We start from the raw sequence: 14,749 nt of genomic DNA on the forward strand, positions 1-14,749 counted from the left end.
ACGTGGCTATCTCAGTGATACTTCATTTACGGAGAAGCTGGAAGCAAAACTACTTGGAGCAGCGTGAAAGCCAGCCGGGAAGATGCAACTCTTCCCGGCCGGCTCTTTTTTGGCTCCCTGGCTGATCAGGCAGCCGGCGCCGCAGACCTTAAGCGGCCAGCGGTGCTTCCACGCTTGCGGAAACCTGCAGCTGCCCGCCGTCGACGCTCACGGTGACCCGTCCGCCGTCGTTCAATGCCTCGGTGACCAGCAGGTCCGCGATCCGGTCGTCGAGCTCGCGCTGGATGACGCGGCGCAGCGGCCGGGCGCCGTACTCCGGCTCGTAGCCGGCTTCGGCGATCCACGCCACGGCTTCCTCGCTGACCGCCAGGCCGATGCCCTGGGCCTGCAGCCGAGCTTCGGTCTTGCCCAGCTGCAGGCGGACAATCTCGCGCAGCTGCTCCTGGTTGAGCTTGCGGAACAGCACGATCTCGTCGATCCGGTTGATGAACTCCGGCCGCATGCTCTCGCGCAGCCGGCCCATCACCCGGGTGCGCAGCTCCGGTTCGGAACCGAAGCCGTCGCCGTCGTTGTTCGCGGTGAAGCCCAGTGCGCCGCCCTTGCTGGCCAGGAACTCCGAGCCGAGGTTCGAGGTCATGATGACCACCGTGTTGCGGAAATCCACGGTGCGGCCCTGGCTGTCAGTGAGGCGGCCGTCGTCGAGCACCTGGAGCAGCAGGTTGAACACGTCCGGGTGCGCCTTCTCGATTTCGTCGAGCAGCACCACGGAGTACGGCTGGCGCCGCACGCGTTCGGTCAGCTGGCCGGCCTCGTCGTAGCCCACGTAACCCGGGGGAGCCCCGACCAGGCGGCTCACCGTGTGGCGCTCGCCGAACTCGCTCATGTCGAAGCGCGCCATGGCCTTCTCGTCGCCGAACAGGGACTCCGCCAGCGCCTTGGCGAGCTCTGTTTTGCCCACTCCGGTGGGACCGAGGAACAGGAAGCTGCCCACGGGCCGGCCCTCGTCACCCATGCCGGTCCGGTTGCGCCGTACGGATTTGGCGATGGCGGTCACCGCGTCCTCCTGCCCGATAACCCGCTGGTGCAGGTCCACCTCGAGCCGGGCAAGGCGGGCGCGGTCACCTTCGGTCAGCCGTGCGGCGGGAATGCCGGTGGCGCGGGCGATGATCGCCGCGATCTCGGTCTCACCCACCACGGACGGTGAGCGTACGACGCCGGTGCTCGCCCCGCCGTCGTTTGCTTCCGTTGCGCTGTGGCCGGCTTGGGTTCCCCCTGCGGCGGCGATCTGCTGGTTCAGCGCCTCGATCTCGTCGCGCAGGCGGGAGGCTTCCTCGTAGTGCTCCTCTGCCACCGCGGCGTCCTTGGACGCCTCCAGTGTTGCGGCCTGTTCGCGCAGCGCAGCGACGTCGACGCGCGGGCCACGCTGCAGGCTCAGCCGGGCGCCGGCCTGGTCGATCAGGTCGATCGCCTTGTCCGGCAGGAAGCGGTCCGTGATGTACCGGGCAGACATTTCGACGGCGGCGCGGATGGCCTCATCGGTGTAGGTGACGCCGTGGTGCTCCTCGTAGCGGTCCTTCAGCCCCGCGAGGATCTTTACGGCATCCTCGATGCTGGGCTCGCCAATGGTCACGGGCTGGAAGCGGCGTTCCAGCGCCGGATCCTTCTCGATCTTGCGGTACTCGCCGAGCGTGGTGGCGCCGACCAGATGCAGTTCGCCCCGGGCCAGGCGCGGCTTGAGGATGTTGCTGGCATCCATGCCGCCCTCGCCCGAGCCGCCCGCGCCGACCACGGTGTGCAATTCGTCGATGAACACGATCATGCTCTCGCTGTTGGCACTGATCTCGTCCATCGTCTTGGTCAGCCGCTCCTCGAAGTCGCCGCGGTAGCGGGTTCCGGCAAGCATGCCGGGCAGGTCGAGGGAGACTACGCGCTTGCCGCGCAGCTGCTGCGGAACATCGCCGGCCTCGATCGCCTGCGCCAGGCCTTCCGCGATAGCGGTCTTGCCCACGCCGGCTTCGCCGATCAGCACCGGGTTGTTCTTGGTGCGCCGGGCAAGGATCTCGATGGTCTGCTCGGTTTCCTCCGCACGGCCAATCACCGGATCCAGCTTGTTCCCGCGGGCCAGCGCCGTCAGGTCCGTACCGAACTGGTCAAGCATCGGGGTTTCCGAATTTTCGGTGCCCGCGGTTGAGCCCTGCCGGTCGCCGGCACCGTTGGACTGGGCTTCCCTGGCACCTTCCTGCAGCGACTGGGGCGTAACGCCGGCTGCCGCCAGCACCTGTCCGGCGGGCGATTCCGTATTAAGGACAAACGCGATGAAGAGGTGCTCGGGATCGATGTAGGTGGACCCGAAGGAGCGGGCCACCTGATGGGCGTCCAGCAGTACCCGCTGGGCCGATTGGGTGAGCGACGGCGGAGTGTCCGGCTTTTCGTCTGACTCTTCCGGCAGGCGCTGCTCGGCGTCCTTGGCGATGGCGGCGGGCTCGGCGCCGGCCTGCTTGAGATGGGTGGCGGTCGGCTCCTGTTCCACCATGACGCGCAGGATGTGCAGCGCGTCGACCTCGGAGTGGCCGTGGTCGGTGGCGAAGCGGGCCGCGTGGCCGAGCAGCTCGTGCGAGCGGCGGCTGAGCAGCCGGGTGATGTCGATGGGGCGCCGGGCCTGTGCGGCCCGCTGGCCCTGCAGGTAGCGGGCCAGGAATTCGTCGAATGATCCGCTGCCTGATGCTGCGGGTCCGAAGAACAATGGCATGTATCCTCCTCAGGAACTTGAGTATCTTCGACTCATGTTAACGCTGATGTTGGAGAATTATTCCGCCGACCTGAAAAAATTGAGCGAAGCAGACTCAGGTCTGTGGTTTGCCGGTCTCATTCGTCTCCGAAAGACAATCCGGATGAAACCCGAAGTTAACGTGCCGGCTCCAGACTGGAAGCAGCGCCGCTAAGGCTGGACTCCCGCACAAACCCGTCCATTACGAAGATCGGTTGGTAGAGATGAACGCCCGTGAACCAGATCCCGTAGTTCCGCAGTCTCATCACGTAGGGCAGGAGCGGCCGGACTTGGCCAACCTTCATGTCCGTGAAGACGTAGCGCGGGCCGGCCGCTGCGCCAACCTCCACCTGCCGACCGGCCGGACCTGCCTGTTGCCGGAACGTCATCCCGGTACCTGCGACTTCACCGAGCCGCGGGAAGCGGGGGAGACCGTGGGGTGAATGCCTAACTTCGTCCCGCCGTCGTACGTTTATCCGTGGTGCGGTCAGGTGCCGGGAGCGCGGTAGCGGACCTGGTCGGCGTGCCGCAGCGCCTGCATCGTATCGTCAACCGTCATCAGCACGGTTGTTTCCAAGGTGCTGAGCGCGCCGCCTCCGGTGATGGCGAGCGCCACGGCGGCCATGGAGACGTTGTCCGGGGCTTCCCAGAGCGTGTATCCGTCATACGAGCCGAAGGCGTACCAGAAGCCGTGGAGCTTGCCGCCAACCGCCTCGATGTACGCCTGGGCCGCCTGGCGCCGGTCCTCCGGCTTGCTGATCAGCCTGGCCCAGGTCTCCGGCGTGTAGCTGAACTTTGAAAGATAGAGCGGCATGTCTAATCCTCTCGTCCACCGGACCGGCGAAGTTGCGGTTCGGCTTAAAGTCTAGATCCGGCAGCCGGGAAAAGATCGGGTATCTACGGTCTGATTGGCGGCTCTTTCTGCGGGCTGGCGGCAGCAGTTTCGGTTCGGCCCGTACCAATTGCGAGTGGGCCAGCGTAGGGTACCGGGCATGGATATCATCCTTGTTCCCGGATTCTGGCTGGACGCTTCCTCGTGGTCGGAGGTTACGCCGCCGCTGGTCGCGGCAAGACACAGAGTCCACCCGCTCACGCTGCCCGGGTTGGAGTCCGTTGACGCACCACGCGAGGGCATTGGGCTGCGGGACCATATCGACGCCGTTATTGCGGCGGTCGACGGGATTGACGGGCCGGTAGTACTTGTCGGTCATTCCGGAGGCGGGGCCATCATCCACGGCGCGGTCGACGCGCGGCCGGAGCGTGTGGCCCGCGCCGTCTACGTGGACAGCGGTCCGCTGGCGGAGGGAGGCGTCATCAATGATGAGCTGCCGGCGGAAGGGGACGAAATCCCGCTGCCGCCGTGGGACGGCTTTGACGATGCCGACCTCGTGGATCTGGACAACGAGCTTCGGGCTGCCTTCCGTGCACGGGCCATTCCGCAACCGCGCGGGGTGGCGTACGACAAGCAGCACCTGACGGACGAGCGGCGCTTCGACGTTCCCGCCACCGTCATCGCGTGCGAGTTCCCATCATCGGTGCTCACCGATTGGGTCGAGTCCGGACACCCCTACGTAGCGGAGCTCGCAAGGATTCACGACGTCGGGTACGTGGACCTGCCCACGGGGCACTGGCCGCAGTTCACTAAACCTGCCGAGCTCGGCGCGGCCATTCTTGCCGCCGTCGAGCGCTGAATCGAACGGGTGCTTGTAGCCCACTTCTGGCAGCGGCAGACCGCCCGTCCGTCTGGGTGACGGACGGGCGGTTCTGGTGTTGGCGCTGCCTACGCTAGAAATTCGACGGGCACGCCGAAGGAACAGACGTCCGGGTTAGCTTCTACTTCCCGCTCCGAGCACCAGGCCCTGAAGGGAGGAAAGCGGCAGCGTACCGAAGTCGCGGGAATCGATCGAGCGCTCGCGGTTGTCTCCCATAACGAACACCTCGCCAGGAGGCACATGCCGCAAGGAGAAGTGGGTGCCGTCAATGGTCTCGTGGTCCACAAACGGCTCATCCGGAGCGATGCCGTCGACGTACAGTACGGCGTCCCGCACTTCCACGGTCTGGTCTTCCACTGCCACCACCCGCTTGATCATCGTTGAGTTGTCCTCGGGTGACTGGAAGACCACCACGTCGCCGGGATGGATCCCGGACAGCTGGGGTGCCGCTTTGAAGACAAACACCAGGCTGCCCGGGTGAAGCGTGGGCTCCATGCTGTCCGAATCGACGACGGCGGGTTCCATCACCCAGATTCGGACGGCCAGAAGGCTGGCCAAGCCCAGCAGGATCAGTCCCCGGCCCCTCAGTTTCCGGGGACTGGAAACGGAGGGACGGTGCGTGGCTCCGGCAGACACAACTGCCTAGTCCGGGTCGGTATCAAGTTCCGCCATGGCCGCAGTCATCGGATCACAGGGGTCCGGATCGTCCTCGCCCAGGCCAACCCGGAACTGGAACATCATGGAATGGTCCTCGTGCGGCAAATTGTGGCAGTGGACCATGTAGCGGCCCTCATGCGGGCCGAACCTCATGACCAGGTCCACCTTTTCGTTCTCGCCGACGTAGACCACATCCTTGGGCCCGCGCTCCCAGGCGAAAGGCGCCTTGCCGTTGCGGCTGAGGACCCGGAAGTCGACCAAGTGGATGTGCACCGGGTGGAACCACCCGCCGGACTTGTTCTCGATCTCCCACACTTCAACCGAGTTAAGCGCCGGATTTGCGCTCGCCAGTTTGAAGTTGCTGGCGATCACGTCTTCCCAGGTGACGCCGTTGAAGGTCCATGGTTCAACCACTCCGTCCTTCTCCAACCGGAAGCGGCGCTTTTCTTCGGCGTCGTCGTCGGTCAGGGACATGACTTCGCTGTCCACCAGCTTGGTGGGAATGTGGTTCCACTTCGGATCCGATTTCATGTCGGTGGCGGCAGCAACGACGTCGAACCTCATCACTTTGTTCGTGTGGTCGTAATCGCGGTTGTTGTCGTTCGAGAGGTTCTTCAACTCCACCCGCGTTCCGGGCGTGTATTTGCTGAAGTCAATCAGGACCTCGTACCGCTCGGCCATGCCATGGCGGAAGTTCTTGACCGACTGCGTTGCCGGCATCAGGCCGCCATCCGTGCCGACCAGGTGGAAGGGCTGGCCGCTGCTGAGGGCGAACCGGTAGGACCGCGAGATGGAGGCATTCAGGATCCGGAACCGGTAGACGCGCGGCTGGACCTGCATCACCGGCCACGGCCGCCCGTTGACCAGGATGACGTCGCCCCACAGGCCGGAACGCTCGCGGTCGTCATAGGCTAAGGAGCCGTTCGCCGCGAACATCGCGTCGCTGACCACGAGCGGTACGTCGAAGTCGCCCTGCGGCAGGAGGTCCCGTTCCACCGGATCATGCATCAGATACACACCGGCCAGCCCGGAATAGACGTTCTGCGCGGTGTAATGCACGCCGTGGTCGTGGTACCAAAGAGTCCGCGCGGGCTGGAAATTCGGGTACAGGTAGTCCTTGCAGAAGCCCGGCTGGATGACATCGCTGGCGTAGCCGTCGTAATGCGGCAGCGACGCCGAACCGTGCAGGTGCGTCGATGCCGCCAGCAGGTGGTGGTTCCACTGCGGATGGTTCTTCGGCATTCTATTGCGCATGTGTACCACGGCCTTGGTGCCCTGGTCCAGCTCGATCGTCGGGCCGGGAAAGATTCCGTTGTAGCCCAGAATGCCCGTCTTTTTCGTCGGCAGGATCTGGGCCTGCGCTTGTCGCATCGCGATGGTGTAGTGGTTGACCGGGGTGCCGTCGGACTCATACGAGACTGAATCCGGCTTGAGCTTTGGCGGTCTAGTAAACGCGGCCTTATACGGCCTGGGCATGTCCCGCGAACTGAGTTGGCTCGCTGATTTGGCGGACACGGTGGAAATGGGGACGGTAACTAATCCGGCCCCGACAACTCCTAGACCTCCCCAGGTGAGGAGTTGTCGTCTTGTTACTGACATATTGAGTCACTTCCCAATGATGACTTTCTGGATCAGGCTGGGCTGCTTAGCCAGCCGTATGATGTTCGACGCCGAGGGAGAGCCGGCTGCCTGCAGCATCTTCGAGGACCAAGGCGATGGCCTTGTCCGGAAGTTCGAACACCATGGTGGTATTGACGGATTCGCCCTGGGTCAACGTCGTGGAGGACGACGAGGTCCACAGCGGGCCGGGCTTTCCCGAGCCCAATCCGTCAACGAAAAATCCTTCCGGAACGAGCGGCAAGCCGGCCTTGTCCAAGGCAGTAAATTGCACCTGGATGCGGACGCGGTGTGCACCATCCTGCGGATCTTTTTGGAGGGCGGCCACAGGAGAAGGTGGCTGCCATCCATCGCTTTCGAGCGGAATGACCCCGGTAATACTGGCCACTCCACCCTCAACTTCAGCAGATGCACCCAGCGGAGTACTGGTTCTGACCTCTGCTGTGAGAAACAAGTACCCGAACACAAGTCCGAGCACAGCCACGAGCGCCAAGGGAATGACGATCATGCGACGGCGGTCGGTTTTTGCCCGGCCGTCAGTGCTGACATTTATTGCTGACATGTCGCTATGATTCGCCGAAAACTTGCAAAAAACTTTGGCCGGGCCGCGTTGATTCCACAGCCTTCCAAGCAGTGCATTTCTTCCCTCAGCACTAGGGTCTGAGGTCCCGGGTCCTTCCCCCCGAATTTGAGGGTGTACCTAACCCTTAACCATGGGCTGGTGAACGGGCGCCAGTGCGCCGACTATTAGGTCAGATGCCCGCTAGGGCGTTGGTTTATCGGGGGTTGGGGCACATCATGAACAGATCTATTGGTCCATCCGTGGGTATTTCCATAAAACTCATCGGTCCTTTGCGCGTGGAGCGTGAGGGGCAGGTATTGACGGCCGCCAAGCTTGGCAGTCCGAAGGCCCGCCAGATCCTGGAAATCTTGGCACTTCAGCTGGGTCGGCCGGTCCCGCGGGAACAAATCATCAACATTCTCTGGCACGGCAATCCGCCGTCGGCGGCCAGCGCCACGGTGGAAAGCTATGTCAGTGTCATCCGTAGGAACATCCAGCCAGGGCAGGCGAAAAACGGCCCGCTGCGCACGGATAAGGGAAGCTACATTCTGGACCCGAAGCTGGTTCAGGTGGATCTTGACCTATTTGAACGGACCATTGGCGCGGCAGACGGCACCAAGCCGGCGGAGGCCTACCCCAAGCTCGTCAGCGCGTTGGACCTGGCGTCAGCGCCCTTGCTGAGCGATGAGTTGACCTTCGAATGGGCGGAATCAGCCCGGGCCAGGCACGCGGCGCAGGTCGCCGACTGCAGTGCCAGGGCAGCCGAGATGGCAGTGAGGCTGGGAAAGACGGACGAAGCCGTGCACTGGGCGCGGCAGGCCGTTGCTGCGGAGCCGCTGAACGAACGCGGGTGGACCGCTTTGGTGGATGGGCTGGAACAAGGCGCGCGTTACATCGAAGCGCTGCAGGCCTACGACAACTGCCGGCTGCTGTTCCGACGGGAGCTGCACTGCAACCCGGGACCGCTGCTGCAGGCCGCACATGCCCGATTGCTTCGCTGCACCTCAGACGAGGATGCGGAGCTGGATGAGGTGTTGTCAGCGCTGCTCTGCTTGAACGACCGGGTCAAGAGCCGGACCGGCAAAGCGTGCACGTTGAAACAAGTCGGCGGCTATGACACCACTGTCTACGAGACAGCCGGCAGCGTGATCGACTCGTTCCTGCGCAGGGCTCTCGCCTCTGCCTGACGTATTTCCTCTGCCGCGGTCAAAAAAGGCAACGAGGCATTGTGAACGTGATGAGCTCATGCCTAGTCTTGAAGCGGTGAAGCAGGCGCCGCAACTCCCATTCCTTTGAGAAGGACTAATGGAACATCGTTTGAATGTCTGCGTGTGCCACGATACCGATATGTCATCGGTCCACATTCAAGTGGGCGGCTGTGTAACCGTCCGGAACTATAAAGCGCTCCTGCCTGTGTTGGCCCGTACCCAAGGTGAACTAGCGGACAGCAGCCAGCCGACCAGGCCGGCAGGGCCGGCAGCAGGGTAGGTGTTTCGATGACTGCCAGCAGCCTGCCGCCGGATGCGACCTTCCCCGCGGACCTGACCACGCTTTCAGATACGCGGCTCCATGTGCTCAACAGCCTGTTGCACAGGCAGTTGGATCTGGAATATCAGCGTGCAGGTTTTCCCGACCGTGAGACCGAATTCCGCGTCGACGAGATCCGGCAGGAACTCGACCGCAGGGACGCGAATGACCTCCTGCGCAGGGCCACGAACGGACGCCCTGCCGGGGCTCCGGTGTAGGCGTGGCAGTCCGGTTCGCTTAGTGTCCGACCGCCTGCCGCCGGAGCTGCGGCCACCGCTGGACGTCGCATTGGCCCGTAGTGTCCCGACGATCCCCAAACCGGGCGCCCTGCCCGGCGGGTGCCTTTTTGAACCCAAATGGGACGGTTACCGGCTCCTCGTCTGCAGGGACGGAGATGCCACGGTCCTGCAGTCCCGCCAGGGGAAGGACCTCAACCGCTACTTCCCGGACCTCTTAGCGGCAGCCGCCGTGCAGCTGCCACCTGGATGCCTCGTGGATGGGGAGGCGGTGATCTGGTCGGAGGACCGGCTGGACTTCTCGCTGTTGCAGCAGCGCCTGAGCGCCTCCGCCCGTTCCTTGCCGCGTCAGGTGCAGGAAAAGCCCGCGCACTTCGTCGCCTTCGATCTTCTCGCGGTGGCTGGCCACGATATTCGGCAGGAGCCGCTGCGCGACCGCCGCGCCCTGCTTGAGGAGCTGGCCAAGGAATGGTCCGGCCCGTTGGAGCTATCCCCGGTAACTGCCGATCCGGAAAAAGCGGTCGTGTGGTTCCGGGATTTGCCGGCAACCGGCGTCGAAGGTCTGGTCATTAAAGGCGCCGGCCAAAGTTACGACGGCGGCCAGCGCCAGTGGCTCAAGGTCAAGCACCGGGAAACGCTTGACGTCATCTGCGCAGCCGTCATCGGTCCGATGGCCAAGCCGCAAGCAGTCGTCGCCGGCCTGCCCATCGATGGCGAGCTACGGATAGTGGGACGGTCCGTTCCGCTCAAGCCGGCAGCGGCAAAGCTTCTGGGGGCGCGGCTGCAGCCACCGGCCGGCGAGCATCCATGGCCGCAACGCGTGAAGTCCACCGCGATGGACCGGTTCAACGCAACTCGGGGAGAGACAGAACTTACGCTGATTGAACCCATCGTTGTTGAGGTCTCCGCCGATACAGCCTGGTCCGGGCAGTCCTTCCGGCACCCTCTGCGCTACTTGCGTTACCGTGGCGAACTGGACCCGGCCGACGTCTCGGCGCACCCCGGTAACCCCTGAATCCGGCTACCTGTTCGGTATCTTTGACGTTTGCTGGCGGTTTGCCTAAAGGGTTAGATCCGGAGTCCGGCGGGCTGTGGCGAGCCTCGCCGGACTCCGGAGTCTTGATCGCTTCGGGACCAGTGTCAGCGGTTTCTGGGGATCAAGACTGGACCCAGCATGCCTTGCCATTCTTTGAAAATTCTCAGTCCCAAAAATCAATCCCCAAAGGTCCCCCTGTTTTGGGGATGGTCTCGACTACCTTCCGGAAGCTGACCTATAACTCAGCACGTCGGGGATTTGTCCAGCAACGTCGATTGGGGCGCCGCGGGCGAAATCGGTCCACAACTTTCGAATCTTCTTGCCGTGGGCGTCGACGGCCGCCCATGAAGCTCCAGATAGCAACCGAGACCCAGCCCAGGCCTGCTCGTTGCCGAACAGCAGTGGCAGGTCGATAGTGTGGGCGGCGCAGTATGGGTTGCCAGGGGCTGCCCAAGAGATCACGTACGTGTGTGCAGTGCCGCCGGCGCGGGCATGGCGCCTCGCGAACCGGCGGATTGCGCGCGAGTAGACTGCCGCCGTTACGACCTTTACTACAGCGCGGCGGATCAATGGCCCGACCAGTGGGACACCGACGACCCGTTGTAGGGCAGGCACAGTGGGGAGATAGAGCCGCGCCTCCTCGGCAGTGTGACCGATGAGGATGTCGATGTGCGGAGCTGCCCGATCCCAGGCGGCCTCGATCTCATTCTCGGCGGGCAGGGGGTGATGCCCGTACTGGGTGCCGAATGCCATCTGCCCCATGAGACCGTATGAAGAAGCGCGCTTCTGGACTTCGGCCTGCAGCGCCACGACCTCGTCTGCTGACATGTCTGTAGTGACGACCTCGGCGGCTTGCGCCATGGCCGCATTCATCTTGTGGCGGCCGCGGGAGATGCCCAACGGAGGACTTTGGAGAATAGCGCGCCGGAACAAAGAAATGGACGCGGGGACGGCCATGAGATGTGCGACGGCGTCACCGCCGGAGGACTGACCAAACAGCGTAACCTGCTCCGGGTCGCCGCCGAAGGCGGAGATATTGCGCTGCACCCAGCGCAATGCCTGCAGCTGGTCGAGCAGTCCAAGGTTGGCCGGACGGGCGTCGCCTGAACCCAGATAACCGAACAAGCCCAGCCGGTAAGTTACGGCCACGACCACTACTCGCTGTTCTGCCACCAGCCGGGCCGGGTCCATGATGTCTGCGTCGCCGGCCCCGGTGGTGTATGAGCCACCATGGATCCAGACCATCACCGGCAACCTTTCATCCACGTGCAGATCGTGGGGCAAGGTCACCGAAAGCCTTTGGCACTGTTCGTCCCGCGGTAAACCGGCCAGCGGGTCTCCGAGGACCTCGGTGAGGAATCGTGAACGGACTTGTGGGCAGGCCGGCGAAAGCTCCGTGGCCTCAAAAGGTTCCGTCCAGTCCCGCGACGGGACTGGTGCCGCGAATCGGTCGGCAATTGCATAGGGAATACCGGTCGCCCGAATGACGTTGCCGTCCTCCCAGCCGCATACGGGACCGCAGGGTGGCGTGAACGCGAGCGTTGTCGTGGACATGCTTCCAATTTCTATCACTGAACGTCGTCGCGGTCCTTCCGAGCAGACCGCTAAACCGGCTGGCTCGGTTCCAGCAGCTGCATCCGCCTGGCGACGGCCACCGCTTCCAATTGCGTGTGCGCGTCCAGCTTGGACAGAACGGACTTCACATATCCGCGACAGGTGCTGATCGTGACATTCAGCCGCTTGGCTGACGTCTTGACGTCGCAACCTTCGGCCAGCAGCGCCAGCACCTGCCGTTCGCGCCTGCTCAGCGTCGGCAGGCCGGGCACGGCGGTGGGTGGCGTAACCGGTACGAGGAAAGACGGATGGATCACCATGGCGCCCGGTCGAGCGTGCTCGATGGCATCGAACAGCGAATCAACGGTGCCGTGCAGCGGCAGCAGTCCGCAGATACCCAGGTCCGCCGCACGGCCTAGCAGGTCGTGGGACGGGTGCGCGGTCAGCAGGATGATCCGCGTTGCCGGCGAATCGGACAGGATCTGCTCGGCCGCCTCCAGGCCCTCCCTATCAGGAAGCCGATAGTCAAGGACCACAGCGTCCGGCTGCACGCCGCGGCACAGCTCGATGCCTTCCGCCGCACTGCCGGCAAAACCTCCGGACATGAGGTTGTGGGATGCAAGCGCCCCGGACAGCAGTTCTGCGAACAGCAACTGGCCGCTGATTATCACAATGCATGGACGGTTGTCCGTTGGTTCGTTCATTTGAGGGGCCCCCACCCTGTATGACTCAGCCGAGGAGGCGGTCGGGGCTCGTGCCCGAATCTGTGCTGTCTCCATCGGCTGTGGATCATCATCGTGGCAGCGGCAACTCAAGCGTTGGGCCGGTTCTTGCGCAAAATTGGCTCAAGAAATTCCCGGCGCATCCCGGTGGTAAGGTTATCTATCGAAGATAGATTCGAAGGGTGGCGGCTGCTGTGTTCGGTATGGAGACGCCTTCACCGTCCGGCCCGGGCCCGGAGATTAACGACGGCGGCGGGCCAGGGGATGCGCGCGGGTTCCCTTCTCCTGCCCAGGACTATTTCCACGGCGGCATCGACCTGAACCGGCATCTGATCCGCGACCGTACCTGCACCTTCATCATGCGGGTGAGTGGCAATTCCATGGCGGCATCGGGCATCAGCGACGGCGATGAGCTCATTGTGGACCGGTCGCTTACTCCGCGGGACGGCTCCGTGGTTGTGGCCGTAGTTAACGGTGAACTGATCATCCGGCGCCTGCATCTTTCCGGCGACCACGTCAGGCTGCAGACGGACGACGGCGCAGTCCCCACCGAAGTGCCCGAGCTCGCCGACTTGAGCATCTGGGGAGTCGTCACCCGGTGCCTGCACCATGTCTAGCGGACAGCCACCTTCCGGCGAACGGATCGCGCTCGTGGACGTCAACAATTTCTATGTCTCCTGCGAGCGGGTCTTCGACCCCGCGCTCGAGGGGCGCCCCGTCGTCGTACTTTCCAATAACGATGGCTGCGTCGTGGCGCGCTCCGAGGAGGCGAAACAGCTGGGCATCGCCACTGGAACGCCGTGGTTCAAGGTGGCTCCGGAGGCCGGGCGGTGGGGGCTGGTGGCCCGTTCCAGCAACTACGAACTCTATGGCGATCTGAGCGCGCGGGTGATGGAGGTCCTGGGCCGGTTCGGCAGCTGGCAGGAGGTCTACTCGATCGACGAGTGTTTCCTGGGGCTGCCCGGGGATGAGCGGCAACTGCTCGGGACGGCTGCACGGATCCGGGCGGCCGTCATGCGGCACGTCGGTGTACCGGTGTGTGTAGGAGTAGCCGGCACCAAGACGCTGGCCAAATTCGTGAACCACATCGCCAAACGCAACCCGCACATGCGAGGCGTCTGCTCGCTGGACTCCATGCCGGCCGCGGAGGTCGCCCGGATCCAGTCGCGCGTGCCCGTGACGGGGCTGTGGGGCGTGGGCGGCCGGACCGCGAAGCGGCTGAATGCAATCGGGATCGAGACCGTTGCGGATTTGAAGGCGGCGGACCCGCAGCTGATCCGCAAGCGGTTCTCGGTGGTGCTCCAGCGGACGGTGCTGGAGCTCAACGGAACCGCCTGCATCCCGCATTCCGAGGAACGGGCCGACAAACAGCAGATCATGTTCTCGCGCAGCTTCTCTACGCCGGTAACCAGCGCAGAGGAGATGGACCAGGTGATGGCTGTTTACGCCCAGCGCGGCGCCGCCCGGATGGCGGCCGAGGGCCTGAGCGCCTCGGTGCTGACCGTGACCGCGGGAACCAGCAGGTTCGCCGGCGGGGAGAAGTCCTTTCCCTCTGCCAGCGCCCGGCTGCCGGTGCCGACGCAGGATCCAATCCAACTGACCCGCGCGGCGGTGGCAACAATGCGCACCTGCATCTCGCCCGGAACCCAGTATGTGCGGGCGGGCGTTTTATTTAGCGGACTCGAGCCGGCCGACGGGCAGCAGACGCTGGATCCGTTTGTCAGCGACCTGGACCAGCGGCACATCGGCGACCTGCTGGGCAGCGTCCGCGCGAAGTTCGGCGAAGCGGCCATCGGCCTCGGCCAAGGCGGGCTGGCTGTTCCGGCCACGTGGTCGATGAAGCGGGACTTCTCCTCCCCGCGCTACACCACCGAGTGGAGCGATCTGCCGGTGGTACGGGCCTGAGCGGCCTTAAACAACTCGTCCCCGGGGCATCGCTTGCGTGCAATGCCCCGGGGAAGAGTTTCATTTCCGGTTAGTTCGCCTTGACGGTAAGGACCGGGCAGCCGGCGTCGAGCAGGATCCGCTGCGCATGGCTGCCGAGGATGAGCTTCCCCACCCGGGAACGCCGGCGCAGGCCGAGGACGATGAGGGCGATCTTCCGCTCCTGCTCGGTCTGCAGCACCAGGTCTGCTGCGTCATGGATGACCGACGAGGGCGGCAACACGGCAACCGTACGGCCCCCGCTGCTCAACGCGGCCGGATCGATGTCCAACTCCGCCAGCGACAACTCACGCCTGTCCGTGTCGATATTCGCGATCAGCACATCGGAGTCGAGCCGTCCGGCTTCCTCGACTGCGCGCCGAACGGCGGAGCGGCCTTCAGGGGTATCGGTAAAGCAGGCGAGGATTGTCATCGG

The 14,749-nt window shown here is 64.1% G+C and carries 15 protein-coding genes; 7 read left to right on the forward strand and 8 right to left on the reverse strand.

Features of this window, described 5'->3' with window-relative positions; translation table 11 throughout:
* Nucleotides 1–148: 148 nt before the first annotated feature.
* Nucleotides 149–2,749: an ATP-dependent Clp protease ATP-binding subunit gene (locus B0G38_RS11380; RefSeq protein ID WP_264669560.1), complete on the reverse strand. Its 2,601-nt coding sequence runs from the start codon at nt 2,747–2,749 to the stop codon at nt 149–151.
* 308 nt (nt 2,750–3,057) lie between these two features.
* Here B0G38_RS11380 and B0G38_RS11385 point away from each other — a divergent pair, with 308 nt between their 5' ends.
* On the forward strand, nt 3,058–3,210 hold the full coding sequence (locus B0G38_RS11385; RefSeq protein ID WP_264669561.1) for a hypothetical protein: 153 nt from the start codon (nt 3,058–3,060) through the stop codon (nt 3,208–3,210).
* A 44-nt stretch (nt 3,211–3,254) separates the two neighbouring features.
* Here the strand turns inward: B0G38_RS11385 and B0G38_RS11390 are convergent, their stop codons facing one another.
* Entirely contained in the window at nt 3,255–3,581 is a 327-nt protein-coding gene (locus B0G38_RS11390; RefSeq protein ID WP_074699899.1) for a GYD domain-containing protein, read from the reverse strand.
* Nucleotides 3,582–3,759: 178 nt separating this feature from the next.
* Here B0G38_RS11390 and B0G38_RS11395 point away from each other — a divergent pair, with 178 nt between their 5' ends.
* On the forward strand, nt 3,760–4,458 hold the full coding sequence (locus tag B0G38_RS11395) for an alpha/beta fold hydrolase (protein WP_264669562.1): 699 nt from the start codon (nt 3,760–3,762) through the stop codon (nt 4,456–4,458).
* Between the two features lie 135 nt (nt 4,459–4,593).
* Here the strand turns inward: B0G38_RS11395 and lepB are convergent, their stop codons facing one another.
* The 3 genes from lepB to B0G38_RS11410 form a co-directional block, all read right to left on the reverse strand.
* The gene (gene lepB, locus B0G38_RS11400) at nt 4,594–5,115 is read right to left on the reverse strand and encodes a signal peptidase I (protein WP_264669563.1); all 522 of its coding nucleotides are present in this window, start codon (nt 5,113–5,115) and stop codon (nt 4,594–4,596) included.
* Between the two features lie 6 nt (nt 5,116–5,121).
* Nucleotides 5,122–6,612, reverse strand: a complete 1,491-nt coding sequence (locus B0G38_RS11405; RefSeq protein ID WP_264669564.1) for a multicopper oxidase family protein — start codon at nt 6,610–6,612, stop codon at nt 5,122–5,124.
* 169 nt (nt 6,613–6,781) lie between these two features.
* The gene (locus tag B0G38_RS11410) at nt 6,782–7,315 is read right to left on the reverse strand and encodes a hypothetical protein (RefSeq protein WP_264669565.1); all 534 of its coding nucleotides are present in this window, start codon (nt 7,313–7,315) and stop codon (nt 6,782–6,784) included.
* Between the two features lie 236 nt (nt 7,316–7,551).
* Between B0G38_RS11410 and B0G38_RS11415 the strand changes: the two genes are divergently transcribed.
* The 3 genes from B0G38_RS11415 (at nt 7,552) to B0G38_RS11425 (ending at nt 10,093) form a co-directional block, all read left to right on the forward strand.
* The gene (locus B0G38_RS11415) at nt 7,552–8,502 is read left to right on the forward strand and encodes an AfsR/SARP family transcriptional regulator (RefSeq protein ID WP_264669566.1); all 951 of its coding nucleotides are present in this window, start codon (nt 7,552–7,554) and stop codon (nt 8,500–8,502) included.
* Between the two features lie 309 nt (nt 8,503–8,811).
* Nucleotides 8,812–9,060, forward strand: coding sequence for a hypothetical protein (locus tag B0G38_RS11420; protein WP_169992806.1), 249 nt, complete (start codon nt 8,812–8,814; stop codon nt 9,058–9,060).
* A 22-nt stretch (nt 9,061–9,082) separates the two neighbouring features.
* Nucleotides 9,083–10,093: an ATP-dependent DNA ligase gene (locus B0G38_RS11425; protein ID WP_264669567.1), complete on the forward strand. Its 1,011-nt coding sequence runs from the start codon at nt 9,083–9,085 to the stop codon at nt 10,091–10,093.
* Nucleotides 10,094–10,330: 237 nt separating this feature from the next.
* On the opposite strand, the gene B0G38_RS11430 is transcribed toward B0G38_RS11425, so the two are convergent.
* Nucleotides 10,331–11,668 (reverse strand): carboxylesterase family protein, encoded by a 1,338-nt coding sequence (locus tag B0G38_RS11430; protein ID WP_264669568.1) that lies wholly within the window; start codon nt 11,666–11,668, stop codon nt 10,331–10,333.
* A gap of 50 nt (nt 11,669–11,718) precedes the next feature.
* Entirely contained in the window at nt 11,719–12,372 is a 654-nt protein-coding gene (locus B0G38_RS11435) for a response regulator transcription factor (RefSeq protein WP_264669569.1), read from the reverse strand.
* 200 nt (nt 12,373–12,572) lie between these two features.
* Between B0G38_RS11435 and B0G38_RS11440 the strand changes: the two genes are divergently transcribed.
* Together B0G38_RS11440 and B0G38_RS11445 are read left to right on the forward strand one after the other, a co-directional pair.
* A complete protein-coding gene (locus B0G38_RS11440) occupies nt 12,573–13,007 on the forward strand; it encodes a LexA family protein (RefSeq protein WP_264669570.1) in 435 nt (144 codons plus the stop codon).
* A complete protein-coding gene (locus B0G38_RS11445; protein ID WP_264669571.1) occupies nt 13,000–14,295 on the forward strand; it encodes a Y-family DNA polymerase in 1,296 nt (431 codons plus the stop codon). The genes B0G38_RS11440 and B0G38_RS11445 overlap by 8 nt, the downstream gene beginning before the upstream one ends.
* Before the next feature lie 70 nt (nt 14,296–14,365).
* Here B0G38_RS11445 and B0G38_RS11450 read toward each other — a convergent pair whose 3' ends face one another.
* The gene (locus tag B0G38_RS11450; RefSeq protein ID WP_264669572.1) at nt 14,366–14,746 is read right to left on the reverse strand and encodes a universal stress protein; all 381 of its coding nucleotides are present in this window, start codon (nt 14,744–14,746) and stop codon (nt 14,366–14,368) included.
* Nucleotides 14,747–14,749 lie beyond the last annotated feature (3 nt).

Origin of the sequence: Crystallibacter permensis (assembly GCF_025960875.1) — a bacterium.
GTDB lineage: Bacteria > Actinomycetota > Actinomycetes > Actinomycetales > Micrococcaceae > Crystallibacter > Crystallibacter permensis.

Bases quoted from the DNA above. Each gene is read 5' to 3' on its own strand.
- B0G38_RS11380 (WP_264669560.1), bottom strand. From the start codon at position 2,749: ATGCCATTGTTCTTCGGACCCGCAGCATCAGGCAGCGGATCATTCGAC.
- B0G38_RS11390 (WP_074699899.1), bottom strand. From the start codon at position 3,581: ATGCCGCTCTATCTTTCAAAGTTCAGCTACACGCCGGAGACCTGGGCC.
- B0G38_RS11395 (WP_264669562.1), top strand. From the start codon at position 3,760: ATGGATATCATCCTTGTTCCCGGATTCTGGCTGGACGCTTCCTCGTGG.
- B0G38_RS11405 (WP_264669564.1), bottom strand. From the start codon at position 6,612: ATGCCCAGGCCGTATAAGGCCGCGTTTACTAGACCGCCAAAGCTCAAG.
- B0G38_RS11410 (WP_264669565.1), bottom strand. From the start codon at position 7,315: ATGTCAGCAATAAATGTCAGCACTGACGGCCGGGCAAAAACCGACCGC.
- B0G38_RS11415 (WP_264669566.1), top strand. From the start codon at position 7,552: ATGAACAGATCTATTGGTCCATCCGTGGGTATTTCCATAAAACTCATC.
- B0G38_RS11420 (WP_169992806.1), top strand. From the start codon at position 8,812: ATGACTGCCAGCAGCCTGCCGCCGGATGCGACCTTCCCCGCGGACCTG.
- B0G38_RS11430 (WP_264669568.1), bottom strand. From the start codon at position 11,668: ATGTCCACGACAACGCTCGCGTTCACGCCACCCTGCGGTCCCGTATGC.
- B0G38_RS11435 (WP_264669569.1), bottom strand. From the start codon at position 12,372: ATGAACGAACCAACGGACAACCGTCCATGCATTGTGATAATCAGCGGC.
- B0G38_RS11445 (WP_264669571.1), top strand. From the start codon at position 13,000: ATGTCTAGCGGACAGCCACCTTCCGGCGAACGGATCGCGCTCGTGGAC.
- B0G38_RS11450 (WP_264669572.1), bottom strand. From the start codon at position 14,746: ATGACAATCCTCGCCTGCTTTACCGATACCCCTGAAGGCCGCTCCGCC.